Origin of the sequence: Curtobacterium sp. Curtsp57 (genome assembly GCF_047324335.1) — a bacterium.
GTDB lineage: Bacteria > Actinomycetota > Actinomycetes > Actinomycetales > Microbacteriaceae > Curtobacterium.
Genome location: NZ_CP168511.1, coordinates 3024803 through 3044670, shown reverse-complemented (window position 1 = coordinate 3044670; position 19868 = coordinate 3024803). Strand labels below are relative to the sequence as shown.

The following is a 19868-nucleotide window of genomic DNA, read 5'->3' as shown; positions in this document are numbered from 1 at the left end:
CCTGCTGAGGACCACCACGATGCCACTCGACCCGTTCCTCGTCCCCTTCCTCGAGGCGCTCCCCGGGACCCCGCCGAGCATCGACGACTGGCCAGCGTTCCGCGCCGCCGATGACGCCGCCGCCGATGCGCTGGTCGGACCGGTCATCGAGCCCGGACCGCCGGTTCAGCACGTCGAGACGGTCGTCATCCCCGCGAGGGGCGGATCTGTGACGGCCGCCGTGTACACACCTTTCTCGGACCGCCCCCGACCCCTGCACCTCTACCTCCACGGCGGCGGATTCGTCTTCGGCTCCGCCCACACCGGCCCAGTCGACGCGCTCTGCCGTGAACGGACGGTGGCCGCCGACTGCGTCACGATGGCCGTGAACTACCGCAAAGCACCGGAACACCAGTACCCGACAGGGCTCGACGACGCCCAGGACGCGCTCCTCTGGGCCATCGACCACGCCGAAGAACTCGGCATCGACCCCAGCCGTATCAGCATCGGCGGAGGCTCCGCCGGAGCGAACCTCGCCGCTGCACTGACGCTGAAGCTCCGGGACGAAGACGGCCCACGGGTCATGTTCCAACTGCTCGAAGTACCGGCACTGGACCTGACCTTCCAGAGTCCCAGCGTGCAGGAGAACGCCACCGGCTACGGACTGGACTTGCCGACCCTGCGAATGCTCGGCCCCCTCTACCTCGCCGACACCGCACGCGCCGCCGCAGACCCGTACATCTCCCCCCTCCTCGCAGAAGACCTGTCCGGACTGCCCGGGACCTACGCAATGTCGGCGGAGTTCGACCCGCTTCGCGACGACGGCCCGCGCTTCGTCAACCGCCTCCGAGCATCGGGCGTGCCCGCCTCCGGGTACCTGGGCCGCGGGCACGTCCACGGCTCCGGCGCCTACACGGCCGCGATGGAATCCGCGCGCCGCTGGCGGCAGCACGCCCTCGCTGCCCTCACGGCCGCGCACCAACCCGAGGCACCTCAGTGACGTTCAAGGCACGGAACGTGACCCCACTTGCCAGACACGCCCTGACGGCAGCGACAACCGTCGCGATCGCCTACACGCTGCTCGCCCAGCTGCTCACCATCGTGCCGGTGTCGTGGACGACGCCGCTGCTGCAGTGGGACGTGTCCCAGTTCCTGATCATCCTGCTCGGGACCCTGCGCGATGCGCTCGGCATCTGGAACATCGTCGTCGGGCTCCTCGGCGTCGTCGGCGCCGCCACGCTCTGGCGAGCACCCGTGGCACAGCGCCGGCGTGACCAACCTGCACGGGCGAGACGCCCCCGCCACCGGCTTCCGCTTGCCCTGCTCCTGACCGGGTCAGCCGGGACCCTCAGCGCGATCACGGCGACGACCGTCCTCGCGATCTCAATCGCTCCACTCGGCACCGGGACGAGCCCACTGCTGCCAACACTGCCCTTCACCGGGCTGAGCAGCTCCCCATCCCAGACCGTGACGGTCGGCAGGGCCGGGAACACCACGCTTCGAGCGGACCTCTACCTTCCCCGTGGTACCGCTCCGGTTACGGGTTGGCCCGTTGTGGTCTCGATCCACGGCGGCGGCTTCTCCACCGGCACCCGAGGACCGAACGCCTACACCGGGTTCCTACCCCAACACGGCTACGCCGTCCTCGACGTTGACTACCGCCTCGCCTCCTCGCACCACCACCCATGGAGAACACAAGTCACGGACATCGGCTGCTCACTCGCATGGATCGGCAAAGCCGGTCCCACGGAACGGCTTGACCCGAGGCGGATCGCAACGCTGGGTCTGTCCTCTGGCGGGAATCTCGCTGTCAATGCTGCGTACATGTCCGCGAACCAGACCCTCACGTCGAGCTGCGACTCTTCGGACGCTTCGATCCCCACGGTGCGGGCTGTGATAGCGGGCTATCCGGCAGTCGACCTCAGCGGCATCGGGAACCGGAGCGCGATCGGCCGGCTCGTTGAGCAGTGGTACGTCGGCGGCACTCCCGCCCAGTATCCGGACCGGTACCGCTTCACCGACTCAGCCACCCACGTCAGCGCTCACTCACCGCCGACACTGATCTACCAGGGAGGGCGGGACCACCTCGTCTTCGCCGACCGAGCACGCCGCTTCGCCCACGTCCTGGCCGAACACCACATCTTGCACCAATTCGTCGAGTACCCCGGGTTGGAGCACGGTGCCGGCGATGCGAACGGAACCCTCACTACCGCAGCAGCCGCGAGCCGTCAGCTCACCCTCGACTGGCTCCGACATCACGACGCCTGAAGCAATCGGCAGACTCACACTCATTGAACTTCGGAACCGAACCATGCAGATCGACCACCTCGACCATGTCGTCCTCACCGTCGAGCACATCAACTCGACGGTGGCGTTCTACGAGCGGCTCGGCTTCGTGCATGTCCTCGAAGACGACCGGCACGCTCTGCGGTTCGGGCAGAGCAAAATCAACCTGCATCAACACGGGCACTCGTTCCAGCCGGCCGCCGAGCATCCCAGGCCCGGAAGCGGAGATCTCTGCTTCATCGTCGACGACGGTCCGGAAGCGATCCGCGCGGCCATCGCCAGTGCCGGGATCCCGATCGAAGAAGGCCCCGTCGAGCGCTCTGGTGCGCTCGGGCCGATGACCAGCGTGTACGTTCGGGACCCCGACCAGAACCTTCTCGAGTTCTCTACGTATCAATGATTTGACGATTCCGCCGATCACAACCCGGTGCAGGATCGCGTCATCGGCGACCACGCTGCTTGTCCAGCTGTTCGCGTAGCGGCGCGGTACTCGGTCTCGGCCGCCGTCGAGTGCGCAGGTACACCCCCAGCCCAAGCGTGAAGAGGGCGCGTCGCAGTGAGGGGCGTGTCAGACCTCGGTTTCGCCGTCCCTTACCGCGACGTTCATGGCTGAGCCGAAACGGGCGACGGGTCGTCCGGCGAGAGGGAACGTGCCTCCCGGGGGCGGGCGCGACGTGTTCGGTCCACTGCTGGGCGCGTTCACAGGGGCGCTCCGTTCAGGACGTCCTGCACGTCGACGAGTCCGAACCAGGTGTCGGCGGCGCTGCGCATCTGCTCGGTCACCGACGTGTACGGGTGGGGTGTTCGGCCAGCGGCGGTGATGATCGCGTCGAGATAGTCGCGCAGGAGCCACACATCGCGTGGTGATACCCGGTCGACTGCGACCGCCGCAGCCGTCCGGTCAACGGTCCTCCAGCGGACATTCGACTGACCATGGGCAACGCCGACTCGCACCGCCCTGGTGCGGGTCGGACACCGTCTCACATGGGTGGTCCGCTCGTTCCGCAGTTCACGCATGCCATGGGGATGCCTTCTGACGAAACGATGCCGAGCCGATCCGCCGTCGACCTGACCCGTCCGGGACGCCGACCACTGTGTCCATCTCCGTGTCTCAGGAACGCCGCGTGCCGGTCGGCTACGTTCTCCGGCAGACGACACCACGCCCCCGAGACTCGCCGACGAACACGTCGCCGCTCTGCCGATGCCGTCAATTCCAAGGGCATGGGTTCTCGGAGAATTGCCGAGCCGCTCATCGCGACGAGACGAGGTGCGAGCCATGCAGATCGATCTCAGCGCTCGCGAGCTGGCGGTCGCATCGTCAGCTCGCAGGGAGCGTGTCGCTGAGGAACGGTGAGAGTCGGTCGAGCAGCTCGCGCGGCCTGTCCAGGGGAACGATGTGACCGCTGGTCGGGATCGAGGCGCTCTCGAGCTGATCCGTGATCGGCTCGAGCTGACGAGCGGTGGCGTCGCCGACGACCTGCGCACCGACCGCGAGCGTCGGAACGCGCAAGCGCAGCCGAGTGGTCGCCTCCGCGATCTGTTCGGCGTTCCGAGGCATCGCGCGGTAGTACTCGAAACCGCAGCGGAGCGCCTCCCGCCCCCTGTACGCGCTGACGAATGCGTCGCCGATGGTCGCAGCCACGCCCGACTGATCCGCGGTACCGGACCGGAGGAAGAAGTCGAGGTACTCGGCTTCGTGGCCCTCGACGACCGTCTCGGCCAGGCCAGGTACGGCATGGAACCCGAACCACCACGGCGCACCGTTCTGGAAGAACCCCTCGGCGCCGGGCAGCAGCCCGATGGTCGACTCCATCAGGACGAGCCGTGACACCCGGTCCGGGTGTTCGAGCGCGAGCATGAACGCCGGTGCTACGCCAGCATCGATCGCGACGACAGCGGCGGTGGGCGCATCCATGGCATCGAGGAGCCCAGCCATGTCCGCCGCCAGGTTCCGAGCGTCGTAGCCCGTACGTTCGCGGTCGCTTCCGCCGAGGCCGCGGAGGTCGGGTGCGATCACCCGGTGGGATCGGGACAGGACGGGGATCACGTCGCTCCAGACACGCCAGGTGTGCGGGAAGCCGTGCATCAGGAGCACAGGGGACCCCGTGCCGGCGGTCGCGACGTTGAGTCGGGTGCCGTTCGTCGCGATCCGGGTCTCGACGATCGATGGGTTGCTGGTCATGGCGCTCCGGGTCGTGGTTACGATTGGTGACCAGCTGATGGTAGGAGACCACCCATGCGCGGGAAAGACGGCACTTTCACGGAACCTGGTCACCCGCCGGTGACCGATCACTCGCACCAGTCCCGGGGTGATCTCTTCGATCCGGCCTGCCCGACCCGTCAGCTCTTGGATCGGCTCGGCGGCAAGTGGACGTCCATGGCGGTGAAGGTGCTCGGCGACGAGCATCCCGGTGAGGTCCGCTTCGCCGAGCTGAAGCGCCGGATGCCGGGGATCTCGCAGAAGATGCTCGCGCAGACGCTCAGGAGCCTCGAACGCGACTCGCTGGTCGACCGACGCGTCGAGCCGACCACACCGCCGAAGGTCCACTACCGGCTCACGGAACTCGGCAAGTCGCTCACCGAGCCGATCGCCGCCCTGCGGGACTGGGCAGAACGCCACATGGCACGGATCGACGCCGCGGGCCAGGCCTGGGACGCCGTCCGGCAGGAATCGGAGCCACGCGCCGACGCGTGACGTCTGGTGCCCCTGGAGGGACTCGAACCCCCAACCCTTTCCTTAGGACGGAACTGCTCTTCCATTGAGCTACAGAGGCCGGCCCGTCCACTCTAGCGGGACCGACGCGCGCTCAGTCCCGGAACGGCTCGAGGAACGCGACGAGCTCAGCCGCGTACGACTCCGGCTGCTCGAACGGAGCGAAGTGCCCGCCGCGCTCGGGTTCCGACAGGTACACGAGGTTCGTCGTCCGCTCGAGCCACTCCCGCGGCGCACGGACGAGGTCGCCCGGGTACAGGGTGAAGCCGGACGGTGCTTCCACACGGCGGGCGGACTGCTCCGGCGGGATCGCCGCGTTCTCGTGGTACATCCGCATGGCGGAGCCGATCGTGCCCGTCACCCAGTACTCGGTGACGAGCTGGAGCACCTCGTCCCGCGTGTACACCGACCACAGGTCGCCGTCGCAGTCGCTCCACGACCGGAGCTTCTCGACGATCCACGCCGCGAGCCCGGCCGGGGAGTCGTTCAACCCGACCGCCGCGGTCTGCGGCTTCGTCCGGTGCATCGACGCGTAGGCCCCCTCGGTGTCCCGCCACCGGAACGTCGACTCGACGAATTCGCGTTCCGGCGCGGACAACGACGAGACGTCGATGCCGGGCCACGGCAGGCCGCCGTCGATACGGTGCACAGCCACCACGCGGTCGGGGTGGTCGAGCGCGAGGTACCGGGCGACGTGCGTGCCGATGTCCCCACCGGCGACCGCGAACCGGTCGTACCCGAGCTCCGTCATGAGCGTCGCCCAGAGCCCGGCGACCGCCCGCGCGTCGATCGGCGTCGGCGGCGCGTCCGAGAACCCGTAGCCGGGCATGTCAGGCACGACGACGTCGAACCCCGCGGCGACCAGCAGGGGTAGAACCTTCCGGTACCGCCAGGTCGAGTCCGGCCAGCCGTGCGCGAGCAGCAGCGGCGTGCCGCCGTCTCCGGCGTGCAGCACGTTGATGCCGATCCCGTCGATCTCGACGGTGCGGCTCGGCAGCGCGGCGAGGGCGTCGCGGTGGGCGTCGAAGTCGAATCCGTCCGCCCAGTACTCGACGAGCTCGCGCAGTTCGGCGACGTCGACGCCGAGCGACCACCCCGGGACACCGGGTGCGTCGGGCCAGCGCGTCGCACGCAGCCGCGCACGGAGATCGGTGATGGTGTCGTCGTCGATCCGCATCTCGGCCATGGCCCGACGCTACGCATCCCCTCCGACAACCGTGCAGGATGGGCGGATGACCACGCCGAGGCCCGCAGTGCTCTTCGTCTGTGTCCACAACGCGGGCCGCTCCCAGATGGCCGCCGGGTACCTCCGGCACCTCGCCGGCGACCGCGTCGACGTCTTCTCCGCCGGTTCCGAGCCCGCCGACCGCATCAACCAGGTCGCCGTCGACGCGATGGCCGAGGACGGCGTCGACATCCTGGGCGAAGCACCGAGGATCCTCACCACGGACGCCGTCCGGCAGGCGGACGTCGTGATCACGATGGGCTGCGGCGACGCGTGCCCGGTGTTCCCGGGCAAGCGGTACGAGGACTGGGACCTCACGGATCCGGCCGGGCTCCCGCTCGACGCCGTCCGCCCGATCCGCGACGACATCCGCGACCGCGTCCGGACGCTGATCGGGGAGCTGGCACCGGGGGCACTGCCCCCAGGGGCGCGGCCGTGACGACCGTCGAGCACGCGAGCCGACAGCGGCCCCGAGCTGCTGCGGTCCTGACGAGGATCCCGGGCACGCTCGCCGTGGTCGGCGTGCTCCTCGTCGTGGGGATCGTCGGGCAGGGGCTGTGGTCCCCCACCCCGGCTCAGACCTGGTGGCAGGACGTCGCGTACGGGCTCCCCGCACTCCGGGACGGACGGTGGTGGACGCCGGTCACCGGGACGTTCTTCGTCGTCAGTCCGGCCGCGTACATCCCGACCGTCCTGGCCTTCGCCGGGATGGGACTGCTGGAGTGGCGCCGTGGGACGCGTGTCGCACTGCTGTCGTTCGGCATCGGGCAGCTCGTCGCCGTACTCGTCACCTGCGCGTTCCTGGCGGTCGCGTCGCTGTCGGCATGGCCGTGGGCGGACCGGCTCGCCGGCGTGCTCGACGTCGGGCCGTCCGGCGGCGCCGTCGCGTGCATCGCGGCGTGCTGCGCCCTGCTCCCGTCGCCGTGGCGGCAGCGACTCTGGGTGGTGGTGTTCGGGTACGCGGCGATCAGCGTCCTGTTCCTCGGCACCCTCGCGGACGTCGAGCACGCGGTGGCGGTGCTGTTCGCCCTCGCCGTGACGCGGTCGTTCCGGATCGAACGGGCGACCCTCCGCGACCGGCGGCTCCTGGCGTTCGCGATGAGCCTCGCGCTCGGGGCCGTGCAGGTCATCTCGCTGCTCGTCCCGACGGACGGTCCGTTCGGCCGCACACAGGCGCTCGACGGACCGTGGATCGACGTGCTCGTCGACGTGGTCGTGATCGGGTTCGTCACGAACGGCCTGCGTCTCGGACGCCGGTGGGCCTGGGTCCTGACCGTCCTCGTCCCGCTGCTCAACATCGTCACGTCGGCCCTGCTCGTGCTGGTGCTCGCGGTCGACCCCGGTGTGCAGCTCGACGGCGACGACGCGCACCACGTCGTGGCGACGTCGGTGCTCTGGCTCGCGTTCCTGGTGTACCTCGTGGCGACACGCAGCGCCTTCCGGTCCCGACGGCGACGGGCGCTCGGTGCCGTGAAGGGCCGGCGAGCGGCGGATCCCCCGACGCTCGACGAGGTCCGCGAGACCATCAGGGCCGACGGCGGCGGCACCCTGTCCTGGATGGCGACGTGGGACGGCATGGAGTACCTCCGGACGACGACCGGCGTGGTCCCGTTCCAGAAGCACCTCGGGGTCGCGATCGTCCTGGCTGATCCGCTCGGCCCGGAAGGCGGCATCCCGGCGAGCGTCGCGGAGTTCGTCGCGGCGGCCGAACGGGATGCCCTCGTGCCGTGCTTCTTCAGCGCCGGCACCCGCACGCGCGACGCCGTCCCGCCCTCGTGGCGCAGCCTCGTCATCGCGGACGACACGATCGTGGACCTGCCCGGGCTCGCGTTCACCGGCAAGCCGTGGTCACACGTCCGTACCGCGCTGAACCGGGCTGACCGTGAGCAGGTGACGTTCCGGATGACATCGCTCGCGGAGGAGACGTGGGGCGTCCGCCAGCAGCTCCGGGCGATCTCGGAGTCGTGGATCGGCGACAAGGACCTTCCCGAGATGCGGTTCACGCTCGGGACCCTGCACGAGGCCGAGGACCCCGAGGTGCGCCTGGCCCTGGCCGTGTCCGCCGTGGGCGACGTCGAGGGCTTCCTCAGCTGGCTGCCCGTGTACGGACCCGGCGGCGAACACCGCGGGTGGACGCTCGACCTGATGCGTCGGCGCGACGGCGGGTTCGGCCCCGTGATGGAGTTCCTCATCGGTTCCTCCGCCCGGACCTTCGCGGAGGAGGGCGCGCAGATCATGTCGCTCTCCGGCGCACCGCTCGCGCACGAGGTCGGCGACGACGAGGGGCAGATCGCCCGGCTGCTCGGCCAACTCGCCGGCGTGCTGGAACCGGTCTACGGGTTCACGTCGCTGCACCGCTTCAAGCAGAAGTTCAACCCGCGCTACGAGCCGATCCACCTGCTCTACCGCGACGAGGGTGACCTCGCCCGCATCGGGCCGGCACTCGTCCGCGCGTTCCTGCCGGACGCCACGCTCCGGCAGTACGCGGCGGCCGGCTTCGACATGATCCGGCGAGACTGAGCCCGCCCCCGCGGAGGCGCCCAAGACCGAGCACGCTCACCCCGAGGTGCCCCCGGGCAGCCCGGCCGCGCCGAGTCGCGTCGCCGCACGCGACCACACGACGGACTGGAGGCTCGTGGCGGCGCCGCCACGAGCCTCCAGTCCGGTGGTCCCGGCGTCAGGCGGCGAAGAGGAGCCGTCCCATTCGGCCTGCAGGCGTTCGACGCCGCGCACGACCCAGCTCGAACCGTGCGGCGCCTTCGGGCGGAACCGCAGGTGCCAGGCCATCTCCCGTGCACGCGGGTGGGGCCATCCCGAGCAGCACGTCTCCACCGACTAGCGCCCCTCACCGTTTACATGTAACCTGCGAGTATTATTTCGTCAATATATGAGGTGAGAAGTGAAGACAGGTACTTCGTTGCATCCGCGCGTGACGCAGGCAGCCACGGCGATCGGGATCGTTGTCCTCATGGCGTGGCCCGCCACGGCCGCGAACGCGGTGGTGAACCCTCCGACGACCGACCCGCCCGGTGCCGTCTCGACCAATGCTCCGGTCACCGTGACCGGCACCACCGGCGAGCAGGCGCTGCCAGCGAATCTGTCGGCCGTGGCAACATCCGTGAGCGCCCCGACAGGACGGGTCGCTGCGAACAGCAACGGCGACGGGTTCACCTACACAGGCATCTCCGCCAACGGCAGCAGCAACTGCCCGTGGCCTGGAGCGAACCGTACGACGGCAGACATGAGTACCGCACCTGTCCCGGTGACGGTGACGTTCCCCAAGCCGGTCGTGGACCCGTACCTGATGTTCAACCTCGGCGGCGTCAACTACTCCGGCCCCGGGTTCTTCCTCGGCTTGCGTCCGAGCATGACCTTCACTGCCGTCAACGGAAGCCCACTGACCGATGGCTCCATCACGAGAACGACCGATGACGGGGAGTCGTTCGACGGTGCGACGTACCGGCTGGTGACTCCGGAGGCCTACCCCGCGCCTTCGGCCGTCGCACTGGTGAACTTCCAGGCTCACGGGCTCGTGAGCTCGATCACCTACAACCTGACGTACACGTGCCAGTACTCGTCATCGACGACCGCCACAGTCGGGCACACCGTGTCGACGAGCGCGGTCCAGTCTCGGGTCCGTGTAGGCGTGCCCGCCACGGACCTGGCCGTGTCGTCTTCGACCGCGCCCACCACCGAACAAGGTGGGACCGCATCGTTCACCACCGAGGTGACGAACAACGGTCCGGCTGCCTCGAGCGGCTTTGCCCTGACAGGCACGGTGCCCGCCGAGCTGACGGACCCGCAGTTCGTCGGCGACGCTCCTGGATGCACCATCACAGGCGCGACGTTCACCTGCGTCGAGGCTCCCTCTGGCGGCACGGTGACTCCACGAGACGACGGGACGTTCGTCTCCGACCTCGCCGGCACCCCCGCGACGGTACTCGCAGCTGGCGGGAAATTCGGCGTCACGATCGCAGGTGCGGTGCCTGCAGACGCGACCGGTGAACTGACTGCCTCCGCCTCGGTCAGCGGAATCGACGCAGACACCGCGATCGAAACCAACAACACCGCGACCTCGACGACCACAGTCGTCTCCGCTCCCGTGACGGTACGAGTGACGGCAGTGGTCCAGGTGCCGGTTCCGGTTCAGGCGACGGTTCTGGTTCGGGTGGCGACGGGGCTTCGGGTACGGGGCCAGGTGGCGACACCGGTTCGAGTGCCGGTACCGGTTCGGGTGGTACCGCCAGCACGGGACCGACCGATACCGTGACGCCTCGGAACACGGTCGAGCGAGCCAACAACCAGGCTTCGCACGCATCGGAGCTTGCGTTCACAGGGAACGACCCCTGGCCGATGATCTCCGTCGCGCTCGTGCTGCTCAGTCTCGGTGTTGCAGCTGCCGTAGCGGGTGCGAAGCTCCGCACCAGGCCGTGAGGCGGGGACCCGGCGGAGTTGGAGCCGACCCATCCTCCCGCCGGGTCGTTCATCTGTGACCCGGGTAGCGCAGGCCGACACTTCGCGCTCGGAACGAGTCGCCTGCATCCCACTGCCGGCGAACAGCGTGCTGGTGTCGGCGTGGACCAGCGGCGCTGGGTGGATCGCGACGTGCCCGCTCGCACGGTCTGCCGTGACCACACGACGGACTGGAGGCTCGTGGCGGCGCCGCCTCGAGCCTCCAGTCCGGTGGTCCCGCCGCTACGCGGCGATCAGGAACTCGTCCCACTCGGCCTGCGGGCGCTCGACGCCGCGCACGACCCAGCTCGAACCGTGCGGCGCCTTCGGGCGGAACCGCAGGTGCCAGCCCATCTCCCGCGGGGTGCGGTCGCCCTTCGCGTTGTTGCACGCCAGGCAGCACGCGACGAGGTTCTCCCACGAGTCCTCGCCCCCGCGCGACTTCGGCTGCACGTGGTCGATCGTGGTCGCGTGCCGGTCGCAGTACGCGCACCGGTTGGCGTCCCGGCGGAGCACACCGCGCCGGGACACGGGCACGAGTCTCGAGTGCGGGATGCGCACGTACCTGGTGAGGATGATGACGGACGGACGGTCGAAGCTCGACGTCGACCCGGTGACGGGGTGTTCGGCGTCGGCGGCGACGATGGCGGCCTTCTGGTTCATGACCAGCACGAGGGCCCGACGGAACGAGATGACCGCGAGGGGCTCGTAACCGGCGTTGAGGACGAGAGTGCGCATGGGTTCCCTTCCGACGTGCCTGGACGGCTTCCAGGCGGTGCGGGGCACCGGACCGGACGACGACGAACGGGTGACCGCGAACCCGGTCCCGGAACGAAGAAGAGCACCACCCCGCAGGGCAGTGCTCTCCATCACGCTGGGGCGTGCAGGTGCACGCAGGTCGTGGTCGACCATATGTCGACGTGCGCGCGCCGACCCATGGTGCGGGTCGTGCGTGACGATGACATGGGGTCTCCTGTTCGGGCCGTGTCGGGCCGATGTCGCCAGGTTAACCCAGAAACCGGCCCAGCACGAGGAGTGCTGGGCCGGTTCTCCGGTTGTTCAGGTTCGCGTCAGGCCACGCGGGCGGGTCAGACACCCATCCGGACGATGTGGTAGTCGCTCGTCCAGATCGGACGGATCGATACCGAGCCACCGGGCTTCGGGGCGTCCATGATCATGCCGTTGCCCATGTAGAAGCCGTCGTGCGCCTCGTTGTTGAAGATGACGACGTCGCCGGGCTGCGCCTCGGACTCGGGGATCGTGGTGCCGGCCTGGTCCTGCAGCGGGACGGAGTGCGCGAGGTTGATGCCGTACTGGGCGTACACGAACATGACGTAGCCCGAGCAGTCGAACCCGGACGGGTCCGCGCCGCCGAAGACGTACGGGGTGCCGATGTACTGCTTCGCGGTGGCGACGACGGCCGGCAGCGAGAACGGGGTGTTCGCGGCCGGTGCGGTCGTCGTCGTGGCGGCGGTGCTGCTGTTCGCGAGGTAGTCCTGCGCGGTCGGGCCGGTGTACGACGCGTACTGCTTCGCGGTCGCGGCGCGGGCGGCGGCGACCTCGGCCGCGTGCTTCTGGGACGCGAGGGTCGCGGACGACGTCGCCGAGTAGCCGTCGCGGCTGGTGTCGGCGAGCGCGGCGGCGTCGGAGACGGACAGCTGCTGGCTCTGGGTCGTGCGGATCGCCTGCTGCGCGGTCGCGGTGTCGGAGGCACCGGACTGCTGCGTCGAGGCGAAGGCGGCGGGGACGGCCATCGTGCCGAACATGCCGGCGGCGACCGTCAGCACGATCGGGGCCATGAACTTGCGCTTGCGCGAGCTCGAGGACGGCTTGTCACTCGGGGCGGCCGTGCGCGTCGCGACGGGCTTCGGCGCGTGGGTGCCGGTCGCGCGCATCGCACGGGTCGGGCTGGAGCGTCGGGAGGTCTTGGCCTCGGCTTCGCGAGCGGCCCGCCGGGTGAGCGGGGCAACTGCGTCGTCAGTCGAGTTCGTCGGGTTCGCGGGCGTCACGTCCGCGGCGGAACCGGTCTGCGTCAAGGTGGGGGGTCTCCGGCGTCTCGTCATCACCCGCCCGACCGGCCGTGGTCCGTGCTGGCCGTCGTGCGTGCGCAACCCCATCCGTTCGTCATCGTTTCCGATCGAGGCAGGAGACGGGTTCGAGACGTCCTGCCACGGGTTCCCGGGTCGCTGTCAGCCCGGGGACTCGTCGAGTGTACGGGTGCACCGTTACCTTGTCGAGACGAAAACGCCGCTTTGTAACAGAACGGTAAAGAAACCCTGGTCAGAGCCGGGTTTTTCATGCGCCCCAATTCGCGGGGCTGCGGTTCGCCGACGTCCCCCGGCCGTGTACCCCGACGGGCTACGCAGCGTCGATGTAGACGTGCTGCGCGACCTCTGCCGGGAGCTCGATCCCAGCGTCTTCGCCGTCGACCCGCACCGCGACGTAGGCCCCTGCTCGCTGCACACTCGCGAGTCGACCGGGCATCACGCCGGCCGAGCGCAGCTGGTGCAGGAGCTCCGGCTCGAACTGGACGGGCTCGCCCAGACGGCGGATCACACCGGTCGCAACGGCGTCGGTGCCCTCGGTCGCGGCGACGATGTTGCGGACGCCGTCGAGGAAGCCGCCGGCATCGGGGCCGCCGATCTCGGCGAGGCCGGGGATCGGGTTGCCGTAGGGCGACTCCGTCGGGTTGCCGAGCATCTCGAGCAGGCGGACCTCCACCTGTTCGCTCATGACGTGCTCCCAACGGCAGGCCTCGTCGTGGACGAACGCCCAGTCGAGTCCGATGACGTCGGAGAGCAGACGCTCCGCCAGGCGGTGCTTGCGCATGACGTGGGTCGCACGGGAGCGTCCCTCGTCGGTGAGTTCGAGGTGCCGGTCGCCCGAGACGACGACGAGGCCGTCCCGTTCCATCCGCGCGATCGTCTGCGAGACGGTCGGTCCGGAGTGCCCGAGGCGTTCGGAGATGCGCGCGCGCAGCGGGACGATCCCCTCTTCTTCGAGGTCGAGGATCGTCCGGAGGTACATCTCCGTGGTGTCGACGAGATCGGTCACGGTCCGCCTCTCCTGTACTGGGCCCAGCGCAGCCCACCCTACTTGCTCGGGCCGACATGGAACGACCAACACTTGCACGAGTAAAGAATTCCGATGGGATACCACCTCGGTAGGATCGGTCCATGGCAGACATCGTCATCCCCGCCGAATTCCTCCCCACCGACGGCCGCTTCGGATGCGGCCCGTCCAAGATCCGCGGAGCGCAGCTCGAGTCCCTCGTGACCCGTGGGGCGACGATCCTCGGCACGTCCCACCGCCAGAAGCCCGTCAAGGACCTCGTCGGCTCCGTCCGCCAGGGCCTGGCCGACCTGTTCGACCTCCCCGAGGGCTACGAGGTCGTCCTCGGCAACGGCGGATCGACCGCGTTCTGGGACGCCGCCGCGTTCGGACTGATCGAGCAGCGCGCCGAGAACCTGTCGTTCGGCGAGTTCGGCTCGAAGTTCGCCAAGGCCGCCGGTGCACCGTGGCTCGATGCACCGCACGTGGTCGAGGCCCCTGGTGGCTCGCTCGCCGCGCTGGAGATCGTCGAGGGCGTCGACGTCTACGCGTACCCGCACAACGAGACCTCGACGGGCGTGATGGCTCCGGTCGTCCGCGCAGCCGGGGACGACGGCGCCCTCACGGTGGTCGACGCCACGAGCGCCGCCGGCGGTGCGGCGTTCGACGTCAGCGCCACGGACGTCTACTACTTCGCGCCGCAGAAGAACTTCGCGTCGGACGGCGGGCTGTGGCTCGCGTTGTTCTCCCCCGCCGCGATCGAGCGCGTCGAGCGGATCGCCGCGTCCGGCCGGTACATCCCGGAGTTCCTGTCCCTCAAGAACGCCGTGGACAACTCCCGCCTGAACCAGACGCTGAACACCCCGGCGATCTCGACCCTGCTGCTCCTCGACGACCAGGTCAGGTGGATCAACGAGTCCGGCGGCCTCGCGTGGGCGGACACCCGCACGAAGACGTCGTCGTCGATCCTCTACGACTGGGCGGAGTCGGTCGACTTCGCGACGCCGTTCGTGACGAACCCCGACCACCGGTCGCAGGTCGTCGCCACGATCGACCTGGACGACTCCATCGACGCGAAGGCGGTCGCCGCGACCCTGCGGGCGAACGGCATCGTCGACACCGAGCCGTACCGGAAACTCGGGCGGAACCAGCTCCGCGTCGCGACCTTCACGGCGATCGACCCCGACGACGTGCAGAAGCTCGTCGGTGCGATCACCCACGTGGTCGGCGCGCTGAAGGGCTGACGCCCGGGCACCCCCGAACACACGAAACGCCGCCGGATCCGGCGGCGTTTCGTCGTTGCGAGGGCGTCTCAGCGGGACGGCGGGGTGTCGTCGAGTTCGTCGACGTCCACGCCGTCGATCTCGTCGTCGTCCGACTCGGCGAGGTCGTCCTCGTCGTCGTCGAAGTCGTCGTCATCGTCGTCGTCCGACTCGTCGTCGTCCTCATCGTCCGACTCGTCGTCGTCCGACTCGTCGTAGTCGTCGGCCTCGTCATCGGAGTCCTCGTCGTCCTCGTCAGAGGCGTCGTCGGACTCCTCGTCGTGGCCGTCCTGCGCCGCGCGGTACTCGGCGAGCCGCTCCGACCACGGCACCCAGTCCGGCGCGACGAGCGACCCGTCGCCGGGCATCAGCTCGACCTCGAGCACGGTGGGTTCGTCGCCCTCGACCTGGGCGATGCTGACGGTCCAACGCCACCCCGGGTACCCGGGCATCCGGTTGGCGAACAGGTACGAGACGACGCCGTCGCCCTCGTCCGTGGTCCCGGCAGCGCCGCCGATGGTCGACTCGGCGGTCACCTCGAGGAGGGCCGTGCGGGCGAGCGCGCGGAGCTCAGGAACCTCTGGGGGCGCTGGCCGCTCGTGGGGCTCGGTCTGGTCGGTCATGGTCATGCGTCCAATTGGTCTGCGACGTGCCGCAGGATCGCGGCGAGGCGTGTGCCGTTCTTCGGGTAGCGACCGTGGCGGAGGTCTCCGCTGATCCGGTCGAGTTCCTTCACGAGGTCCTCCACGATGACGGCCATGTCGTCCGCCGAGCGGCGCGACATCTTCGCCAGCGACGGCTGCGGGTCGAGCAGGTGCACGGAGAGCGCCTGCGAGCCGCGCTTGCCCTGCACGACGCCGTACTCGAGCCGTGTGCCGTTCTTCACGGTGGTCACGCCGTCCGGGAGCGAGGAGGCGTGCAGGAAGACCTGGTCGCCATCGTCGCCGGTGATGAACCCGAACCCCTTCTGGTCGTCGTAGAACTTGACCTTGCCGGTGGGCATGCGTGGACTCCTCGATAGGTCTGCGGCCGTGGTGCGGATATCCTGGGTCGATGGCCAAGCCGACCCGATCCCCCGGGGACACGCGGAACTCCGCTGAACCCCCGGCGACGTTCAATCGTACCGAACGCACCCTCGCGTTCATGGTGGGCGGCATCATCGTCTTCACGATCCTGTGCTTCGCCGCCATGATCATCGGCTGGCTGACGCTCGGCACGATCCCCGGCACGGGCATCTGGCCCATCGTCCTGGGGATCCTCTACGTCGGACCGCCGATCGCGCTCGTGCTGATCTTCGTGCTGCTGGGCGTCACGTGGACCCGCAAGGCCCGAGCGAACCGGGAAGCCCGCTGACGTCCGCTCCGGACGCCGGCAGAGGACGATGACGACCACCGCCGACCTGGCCGCCCGGTTGCGGGCGATGCCGGACGACGACCTCGAGCGGCTCATCGTCGCGCGCGAGCTCCCGACCGCGGTGCTCGGCGAGACCGGCCCGCAGAGCGTCACGGACTTCTTCGACCTCGCCGAGGCGTTCCGCGCGGACGCCGCGGTCGACGCCGCGATCGAACGGCTCCCGCGGCGCACCCTCGTCGCCCTCCGCGACGGTGCCCCCGGGCCCGACCTGGCCCCGGCGATCGCACTCGCCCTGGCGGCCGAGGACGGCAGGGTCGACGACGCGGTCGCGGCACGCGTGGCCGCCCACCCCGACCTCGTCTCCCTCGACCAGCCGGGAGGCCCGGCACCGGCCCGCCAGCAGGCTTCCGTCGCGGAGACGGCCGGGTCCACGACCGCGCGCACCACCGGCGCTGAGCACGCGTTCGCGACGATGACGATGCTCGCGGAACTCCTCCGCGCGGTCGACGACGGCGGTGTCCGCGAACTCGTCAAGGGCGGCATCGGCTCACCACTCGCTCGTGCCCTCGCCGAGCGTTCCGGCGCCGACCCGGACGTCGTCCCCGGACGGCTCGACCTGCTCGAACGCATCCGCTTCACCAGCACCGCCGACGGCGCCTGGTCCCTGACCGACGACGGTCGCGAGTGGTTGACGACCCCGTGGGCGGGCCGTTGGGCCGGGCTCGTCGCGCGCTGGCACGAGGGGCTCGACCCCGCGGTGGGCGAGGTCATCGCGGTGGCGGACGGCGACTGGCGCGACCTCCTCTCCCTCGGCCGCTGGGCCTACCCGGCCGGCGCGCGGTGGCTGGACGCCGTCCTGCTCGACGTCGGCGGCACGGCCGCGGCGCTCGGCGTGACGGTCGACGGCGTCGTGACGGACACCGGGCGCATCCTGCTCGGCGACGACCGGGCAGCGGCCGAGCGTGCGGCGGAGGCCGACCTGCCCGCCACGGTCGAGGGGGTCTACCTCCAGCACGACCTGACGATCATCGCGCCTGGGCCGCTCGCGCCGGCTGACGACGCCGAACTCCGCACCGTCGCCGACCTCGAGGCACCGGGGCTCGCGGCGCGGTACCGCGTCTCCGAGGACTCGCTCCGCCGAGCACTCCGGTCGGGCAGCTCCCGGCAACAGGTCGTCGACCTCTTCGGACGCATCGGGCTGACCGGGGTCCCGCAGCCGCTGGCCTACCTCGTCGACCAGGTCGCCGCCCGGGACGGCAGCATCGTCGTCGACCGGCAGGGCGACGGCGTGGGCACCGTCGTCCGCGGGACCGCCGACCAGCTCGACCTCATCGGCGTGGACGCCGAGCTGCGGCAGCTGGCGTGGGAGCGCCCCGACCTGACGACCCTGGTGTCCCGCTACCCGGCCCACGTGGTGCACGCAGCGCTGGAGGACCAGCGCTACCCGGCCGTGCTGCAACCCGGCGCCCGCCCCGAGACGCGCCACGAGCCTCCAGGCCGGCGCCGGACCGTCGGCCGGTCCCCGGAAGCCGCGGCCAGAGGGGTCGTCGAGCGGCTCCGGCTGACGACCCAGCGGGGCGACGCCGAGCCGGAGCAGGAGTGGCTGGGGCGGCAGATCGACCTCGCCGTCCGCGGTCGCACGCCGATCCGCGTGGTCGTCCGGATGCCGGACGGCAGCGAGCGCCCGTTCTCGATCGTGCCGACCTCGGTCGCCGCCGGACGCATCCGCGGCAAGGACATCGCGGCGGACGTCGAACGGACCCTGCCGCTGTCGCTCGTCGTGTCCGTCGACAGCGAAGCCTGACCCAGGCGTGCTCGGCTAGGCTAGAAGGTCATGAACGGACCGCTGATCGTCCAGAGCGACCGCACGGTACTGCTCGAGGTCGCGCACCCCGACGCCGAGGACGCGCGCCACGAGCTCGCCGTGTTCGCCGAGCTCGAGCGCGCGCCGGAACACGTGCACACCTACCGCATCACGCGCCTCGGCCTGTGGAACGCGCGCGCCGCCGGGCACGACGCGGAGTCCATGATCGACACGCTCGAGCGCTTCGCGAAGTTCCCGGTGCCGCAGAGCGTCACCGTGGACATCCGCGACACCGTCTCCCGGTACGGACGCCTCGTGATCCGGCGTGAGGACCCCGTGGACGCGCCGGTCATCGCGAACTCCCCCGGCGAAGCACTCGAGCGGCAGCCGACCCTCCTGCTCACGGCGACGGACCCGTCGGTCCTCGCCGAGGTGGTCCGCTCGAAGCGCATCAAGCCGCTGCTCGGCGACAAGCGCTCGGACACCGCCATCGAGCTGCAGCAGTGGGCCCGCGGGCAGGTCAAGCAGGAGCTCGTGAAGATCGGCTGGCCGGCGGAGGACCTCGCCGGGTACACGCCTGGGCAGCCCCACGCCATCGACCTCGACACCTCCTCGTGGAGTCTCCGCCCCTACCAGGAGGACGCCGTCGGCAGCTTCTTCGCGCAGGGGTCCGGTGTCGTCGTGCTGCCATGTGGTGCCGGCAAGACGCTCGTCGGCGCCGGGGCGATGGCGACCGTCAAGGCCACGACGCTCATCCTCGTGACGAACACCGTGTCCGCCAGGCAGTGGCGCTCCGAGCTGCTGCGCCGGACCAGCCTGACCGAGGACGAGATCGGCGAGTACTCCGGCAGCGTCAAGGAGATCCGGCCGGTCACGATCGCGACGTACCAGATCCTCACCGCCCGCCGGAAGGGCGAGTACACGCACCTGTCACTCCTCGACGCGCTCGACTGGGGCCTCGTGGTCTACGACGAGGTGCACCTGCTGCCGGCGCCGGTCTTCAAGCTGACCGCCGACCTGCAGGCCCGACGACGCCTGGGCCTCACCGCCACCCTGGTGCGCGAGGACGGCCGCGAAGGCGACGTGTTCTCCCTCATCGGCCCGAAGCGGTACGACGCACCGTGGAAGGAGATCGAGGCCCAGGGCTACATCTCCCCCGCTGAGTGCTACGAGGTGCGGATCGACCTGCCGCACGAGGACCGGCTGGAGTACGCGGCGTCCGGCGACGACGAGCGATACCGGCTCGCGGCGACGACCCCGGCGAAGACCCCGGTGGTGCGCTCGCTCATCGAGCGGCACCGCGGCGAGCAGATCCTGGTGATCGGGCAGTACATCGACCAACTGGACTCCTTGGCCGCCTCGCTCGATGCCGCCGAGATCACGGGCGCGACGCCCATCGACGAGCGGGAGCGGCTGTTCCAGGCGTTCCGCGAGGGCTCGATCGACGTGCTCGTCGTGTCGAAGGTGGCGAACTTCTCGGTCGACCTGCCGGACGCCACGGTCGCCATCCAGATCTCGGGCTCGTTCGGGTCGCGGCAGGAAGAGGCGCAGCGGCTCGGGCGACTCCTGCGGCCGAACAAGGACGGCTTGCCGGCATCGTTCTACACGCTCGTGACGCGGGACACGGTGGACCAGGACTTCGCGCAGAACCGGCAGCGGTTCCTCGCGGAGCAGGGGTACTCGTACACGATCCTCGACGCCGACCAGGTGACGTCTGCTTCGCTCTCAGGAAACGTTTAGCCA

At 70.0% G+C, this 19868-nt stretch carries 20 protein-coding genes and 1 tRNA gene; 11 read left to right on the top strand and 10 right to left on the bottom strand.

The window, feature by feature from the left end; all coding sequences use genetic code 11:
• The first annotated feature begins 19 nt into the window (after positions 1 to 19).
• The 3 genes from ACEN9V_RS14705 to ACEN9V_RS14695 are packed head-to-tail and all read left to right on the top strand — an operon-like array spanning position 20 to position 2665.
• Positions 20 to 979, top strand: coding sequence for an alpha/beta hydrolase (locus tag ACEN9V_RS14705; RefSeq protein ID WP_413600913.1), 960 nt, complete (start codon positions 20 to 22; stop codon positions 977 to 979).
• Entirely contained in the window at positions 976 to 2247 is a 1272-nt protein-coding gene (locus ACEN9V_RS14700; protein ID WP_413600912.1) for an alpha/beta hydrolase fold domain-containing protein, read from the top strand. The genes ACEN9V_RS14705 and ACEN9V_RS14700 overlap by 4 nt, the downstream gene beginning before the upstream one ends.
• A gap of 43 nt (positions 2248 to 2290) precedes the next feature.
• Positions 2291 to 2665, top strand: coding sequence for a VOC family protein (locus ACEN9V_RS14695; RefSeq protein ID WP_413600911.1), 375 nt, complete (start codon positions 2291 to 2293; stop codon positions 2663 to 2665).
• Positions 2666 to 2964: 299 nt separating this feature from the next.
• Here ACEN9V_RS14695 and ACEN9V_RS14690 read toward each other — a convergent pair whose 3' ends face one another.
• Together ACEN9V_RS14690 and ACEN9V_RS14685 are read right to left on the bottom strand one after the other, a co-directional pair.
• Positions 2965 to 3282, bottom strand: coding sequence for a DUF2316 family protein (locus ACEN9V_RS14690; RefSeq protein ID WP_413600910.1), 318 nt, complete (start codon positions 3280 to 3282; stop codon positions 2965 to 2967).
• Positions 3283 to 3583: 301 nt separating this feature from the next.
• The gene (locus ACEN9V_RS14685; RefSeq protein ID WP_413600909.1) at positions 3584 to 4447 is read right to left on the bottom strand and encodes an alpha/beta fold hydrolase; all 864 of its coding nucleotides are present in this window, start codon (positions 4445 to 4447) and stop codon (positions 3584 to 3586) included.
• A gap of 54 nt (positions 4448 to 4501) precedes the next feature.
• On the opposite strand from ACEN9V_RS14685, the gene ACEN9V_RS14680 reads away from it, so the two are divergent.
• On the top strand, positions 4502 to 4960 hold the full coding sequence (locus ACEN9V_RS14680; RefSeq protein WP_413600908.1) for a winged helix-turn-helix transcriptional regulator: 459 nt from the start codon (positions 4502 to 4504) through the stop codon (positions 4958 to 4960).
• Positions 4961 to 4964: 4 nt separating this feature from the next.
• Here the strand turns inward: ACEN9V_RS14680 and ACEN9V_RS14675 are convergent.
• A tRNA-Arg gene (locus tag ACEN9V_RS14675) sits at positions 4965 to 5039 on the bottom strand.
• Positions 5040 to 5072: 33 nt separating this feature from the next.
• On the bottom strand, positions 5073 to 6164 hold the full coding sequence (locus tag ACEN9V_RS14670; protein ID WP_413600907.1) for an epoxide hydrolase family protein: 1092 nt from the start codon (positions 6162 to 6164) through the stop codon (positions 5073 to 5075).
• Between the two features lie 46 nt (positions 6165 to 6210).
• Here ACEN9V_RS14670 and ACEN9V_RS14665 point away from each other — a divergent pair, with 46 nt between their 5' ends.
• On the top strand, positions 6211 to 6642 hold the full coding sequence (locus ACEN9V_RS14665; RefSeq protein ID WP_413600906.1) for an arsenate reductase ArsC: 432 nt from the start codon (positions 6211 to 6213) through the stop codon (positions 6640 to 6642).
• Positions 6639 to 8723 (top strand): bifunctional lysylphosphatidylglycerol flippase/synthetase MprF, encoded by a 2085-nt coding sequence (locus tag ACEN9V_RS14660; protein ID WP_413600905.1) that lies wholly within the window; start codon positions 6639 to 6641, stop codon positions 8721 to 8723. Before ACEN9V_RS14665 ends, ACEN9V_RS14660 begins: the two co-directional genes overlap by 4 nt.
• Before the next feature lie 36 nt (positions 8724 to 8759).
• On the opposite strand, the gene ACEN9V_RS14655 is transcribed toward ACEN9V_RS14660, so the two are convergent.
• Positions 8760 to 8990 (bottom strand): hypothetical protein, encoded by a 231-nt coding sequence (locus tag ACEN9V_RS14655; RefSeq protein WP_413600904.1) that lies wholly within the window; start codon positions 8988 to 8990, stop codon positions 8760 to 8762.
• Positions 8991 to 9132: 142 nt separating this feature from the next.
• On the opposite strand from ACEN9V_RS14655, the gene ACEN9V_RS14650 reads away from it, so the two are divergent.
• On the top strand, positions 9133 to 10473 hold the full coding sequence (locus ACEN9V_RS14650; protein ID WP_413600903.1) for a hypothetical protein: 1341 nt from the start codon (positions 9133 to 9135) through the stop codon (positions 10471 to 10473).
• Between the two features lie 425 nt (positions 10474 to 10898).
• Here the strand turns inward: ACEN9V_RS14650 and ACEN9V_RS14645 are convergent, their stop codons facing one another.
• From ACEN9V_RS14645 to ACEN9V_RS14635, 3 genes are all read right to left on the bottom strand, one after another.
• Entirely contained in the window at positions 10899 to 11393 is a 495-nt protein-coding gene (locus ACEN9V_RS14645; RefSeq protein WP_413600902.1) for an HNH endonuclease, read from the bottom strand.
• Positions 11394 to 11743: 350 nt separating this feature from the next.
• A complete protein-coding gene (locus ACEN9V_RS14640; protein WP_413600901.1) occupies positions 11744 to 12691 on the bottom strand; it encodes a C40 family peptidase in 948 nt (315 codons plus the stop codon).
• A gap of 322 nt (positions 12692 to 13013) precedes the next feature.
• Entirely contained in the window at positions 13014 to 13709 is a 696-nt protein-coding gene (locus ACEN9V_RS14635) for a metal-dependent transcriptional regulator (protein WP_281265842.1), read from the bottom strand.
• 122 nt (positions 13710 to 13831) lie between these two features.
• Here ACEN9V_RS14635 and serC point away from each other — a divergent pair, with 122 nt between their 5' ends.
• Positions 13832 to 14950, top strand: coding sequence for a phosphoserine transaminase (gene serC, locus ACEN9V_RS14630; RefSeq protein WP_413600900.1), 1119 nt, complete (start codon positions 13832 to 13834; stop codon positions 14948 to 14950).
• A gap of 68 nt (positions 14951 to 15018) precedes the next feature.
• On the opposite strand, the gene ACEN9V_RS14625 is transcribed toward serC, so the two are convergent.
• Both ACEN9V_RS14625 and ACEN9V_RS14620 read right to left on the bottom strand, forming a co-directional pair.
• Positions 15019 to 15597 carry a DUF3027 domain-containing protein gene (locus ACEN9V_RS14625; RefSeq protein ID WP_413600899.1) on the bottom strand — a complete coding sequence of 193 codons (579 nt, stop codon included), beginning with the start codon at positions 15595 to 15597 and terminating at the stop codon, positions 15019 to 15021.
• Complete coding sequence (locus tag ACEN9V_RS14620) at positions 15594 to 15971, bottom strand: cold-shock protein (protein WP_281265845.1); 378 nt, start codon at positions 15969 to 15971, stop codon at positions 15594 to 15596. Before ACEN9V_RS14620 ends, ACEN9V_RS14625 begins: the two co-directional genes overlap by 4 nt.
• Before the next feature lie 50 nt (positions 15972 to 16021).
• Between ACEN9V_RS14620 and ACEN9V_RS14615 the strand changes: the two genes are divergently transcribed.
• From ACEN9V_RS14615 to ACEN9V_RS14605, 3 genes are read left to right on the top strand one after another with little or no spacing between them, the layout of a single operon-like run.
• Positions 16022 to 16321 (top strand): multidrug ABC transporter ATPase, encoded by a 300-nt coding sequence (locus ACEN9V_RS14615; protein ID WP_402727133.1) that lies wholly within the window; start codon positions 16022 to 16024, stop codon positions 16319 to 16321.
• Positions 16322 to 16349: 28 nt separating this feature from the next.
• Positions 16350 to 18125, top strand: a complete 1776-nt coding sequence (locus ACEN9V_RS14610; RefSeq protein ID WP_413600898.1) for a helicase-associated domain-containing protein — start codon at positions 16350 to 16352, stop codon at positions 18123 to 18125.
• Positions 18126 to 18155: 30 nt separating this feature from the next.
• A complete protein-coding gene (locus ACEN9V_RS14605) occupies positions 18156 to 19865 on the top strand; it encodes a DNA repair helicase XPB (protein ID WP_413600897.1) in 1710 nt (569 codons plus the stop codon).
• The last annotated feature ends 3 nt before the right edge of the window (positions 19866 to 19868 follow it).

Coding starts and splice junctions, on each gene's coding strand:
- ACEN9V_RS14705 (WP_413600913.1), top strand. CDS start 20: ATGCCACTCGACCCGTTCCTCGTCCCCTTCCTCGAGGCGCTCCCCGGG.
- ACEN9V_RS14605 (WP_413600897.1), top strand. CDS start 18,156: ATGAACGGACCGCTGATCGTCCAGAGCGACCGCACGGTACTGCTCGAG.
- ACEN9V_RS14655 (WP_413600904.1), bottom strand. CDS start 8,990: ATGGCCTGGCACCTGCGGTTCCGCCCGAAGGCGCCGCACGGTTCGAGC.
- serC (WP_413600900.1), top strand. CDS start 13,832: ATGGCAGACATCGTCATCCCCGCCGAATTCCTCCCCACCGACGGCCGC.
- ACEN9V_RS14690 (WP_413600910.1), bottom strand. CDS start 3,282: ATGCGTGAACTGCGGAACGAGCGGACCACCCATGTGAGACGGTGTCCG.
- ACEN9V_RS14670 (WP_413600907.1), bottom strand. CDS start 6,164: ATGGCCGAGATGCGGATCGACGACGACACCATCACCGATCTCCGTGCG.
- ACEN9V_RS14620 (WP_281265845.1), bottom strand. CDS start 15,971: ATGCCCACCGGCAAGGTCAAGTTCTACGACGACCAGAAGGGGTTCGGG.
- ACEN9V_RS14610 (WP_413600898.1), top strand. CDS start 16,350: ATGACGACCACCGCCGACCTGGCCGCCCGGTTGCGGGCGATGCCGGAC.
- ACEN9V_RS14625 (WP_413600899.1), bottom strand. CDS start 15,597: ATGACCATGACCGACCAGACCGAGCCCCACGAGCGGCCAGCGCCCCCA.
- ACEN9V_RS14645 (WP_413600902.1), bottom strand. CDS start 11,393: ATGCGCACTCTCGTCCTCAACGCCGGTTACGAGCCCCTCGCGGTCATC.
- ACEN9V_RS14665 (WP_413600906.1), top strand. CDS start 6,211: ATGACCACGCCGAGGCCCGCAGTGCTCTTCGTCTGTGTCCACAACGCG.
- ACEN9V_RS14685 (WP_413600909.1), bottom strand. CDS start 4,447: ATGACCAGCAACCCATCGATCGTCGAGACCCGGATCGCGACGAACGGC.
- ACEN9V_RS14680 (WP_413600908.1), top strand. CDS start 4,502: ATGCGCGGGAAAGACGGCACTTTCACGGAACCTGGTCACCCGCCGGTG.
- ACEN9V_RS14615 (WP_402727133.1), top strand. CDS start 16,022: ATGGCCAAGCCGACCCGATCCCCCGGGGACACGCGGAACTCCGCTGAA.
- ACEN9V_RS14695 (WP_413600911.1), top strand. CDS start 2,291: ATGCAGATCGACCACCTCGACCATGTCGTCCTCACCGTCGAGCACATC.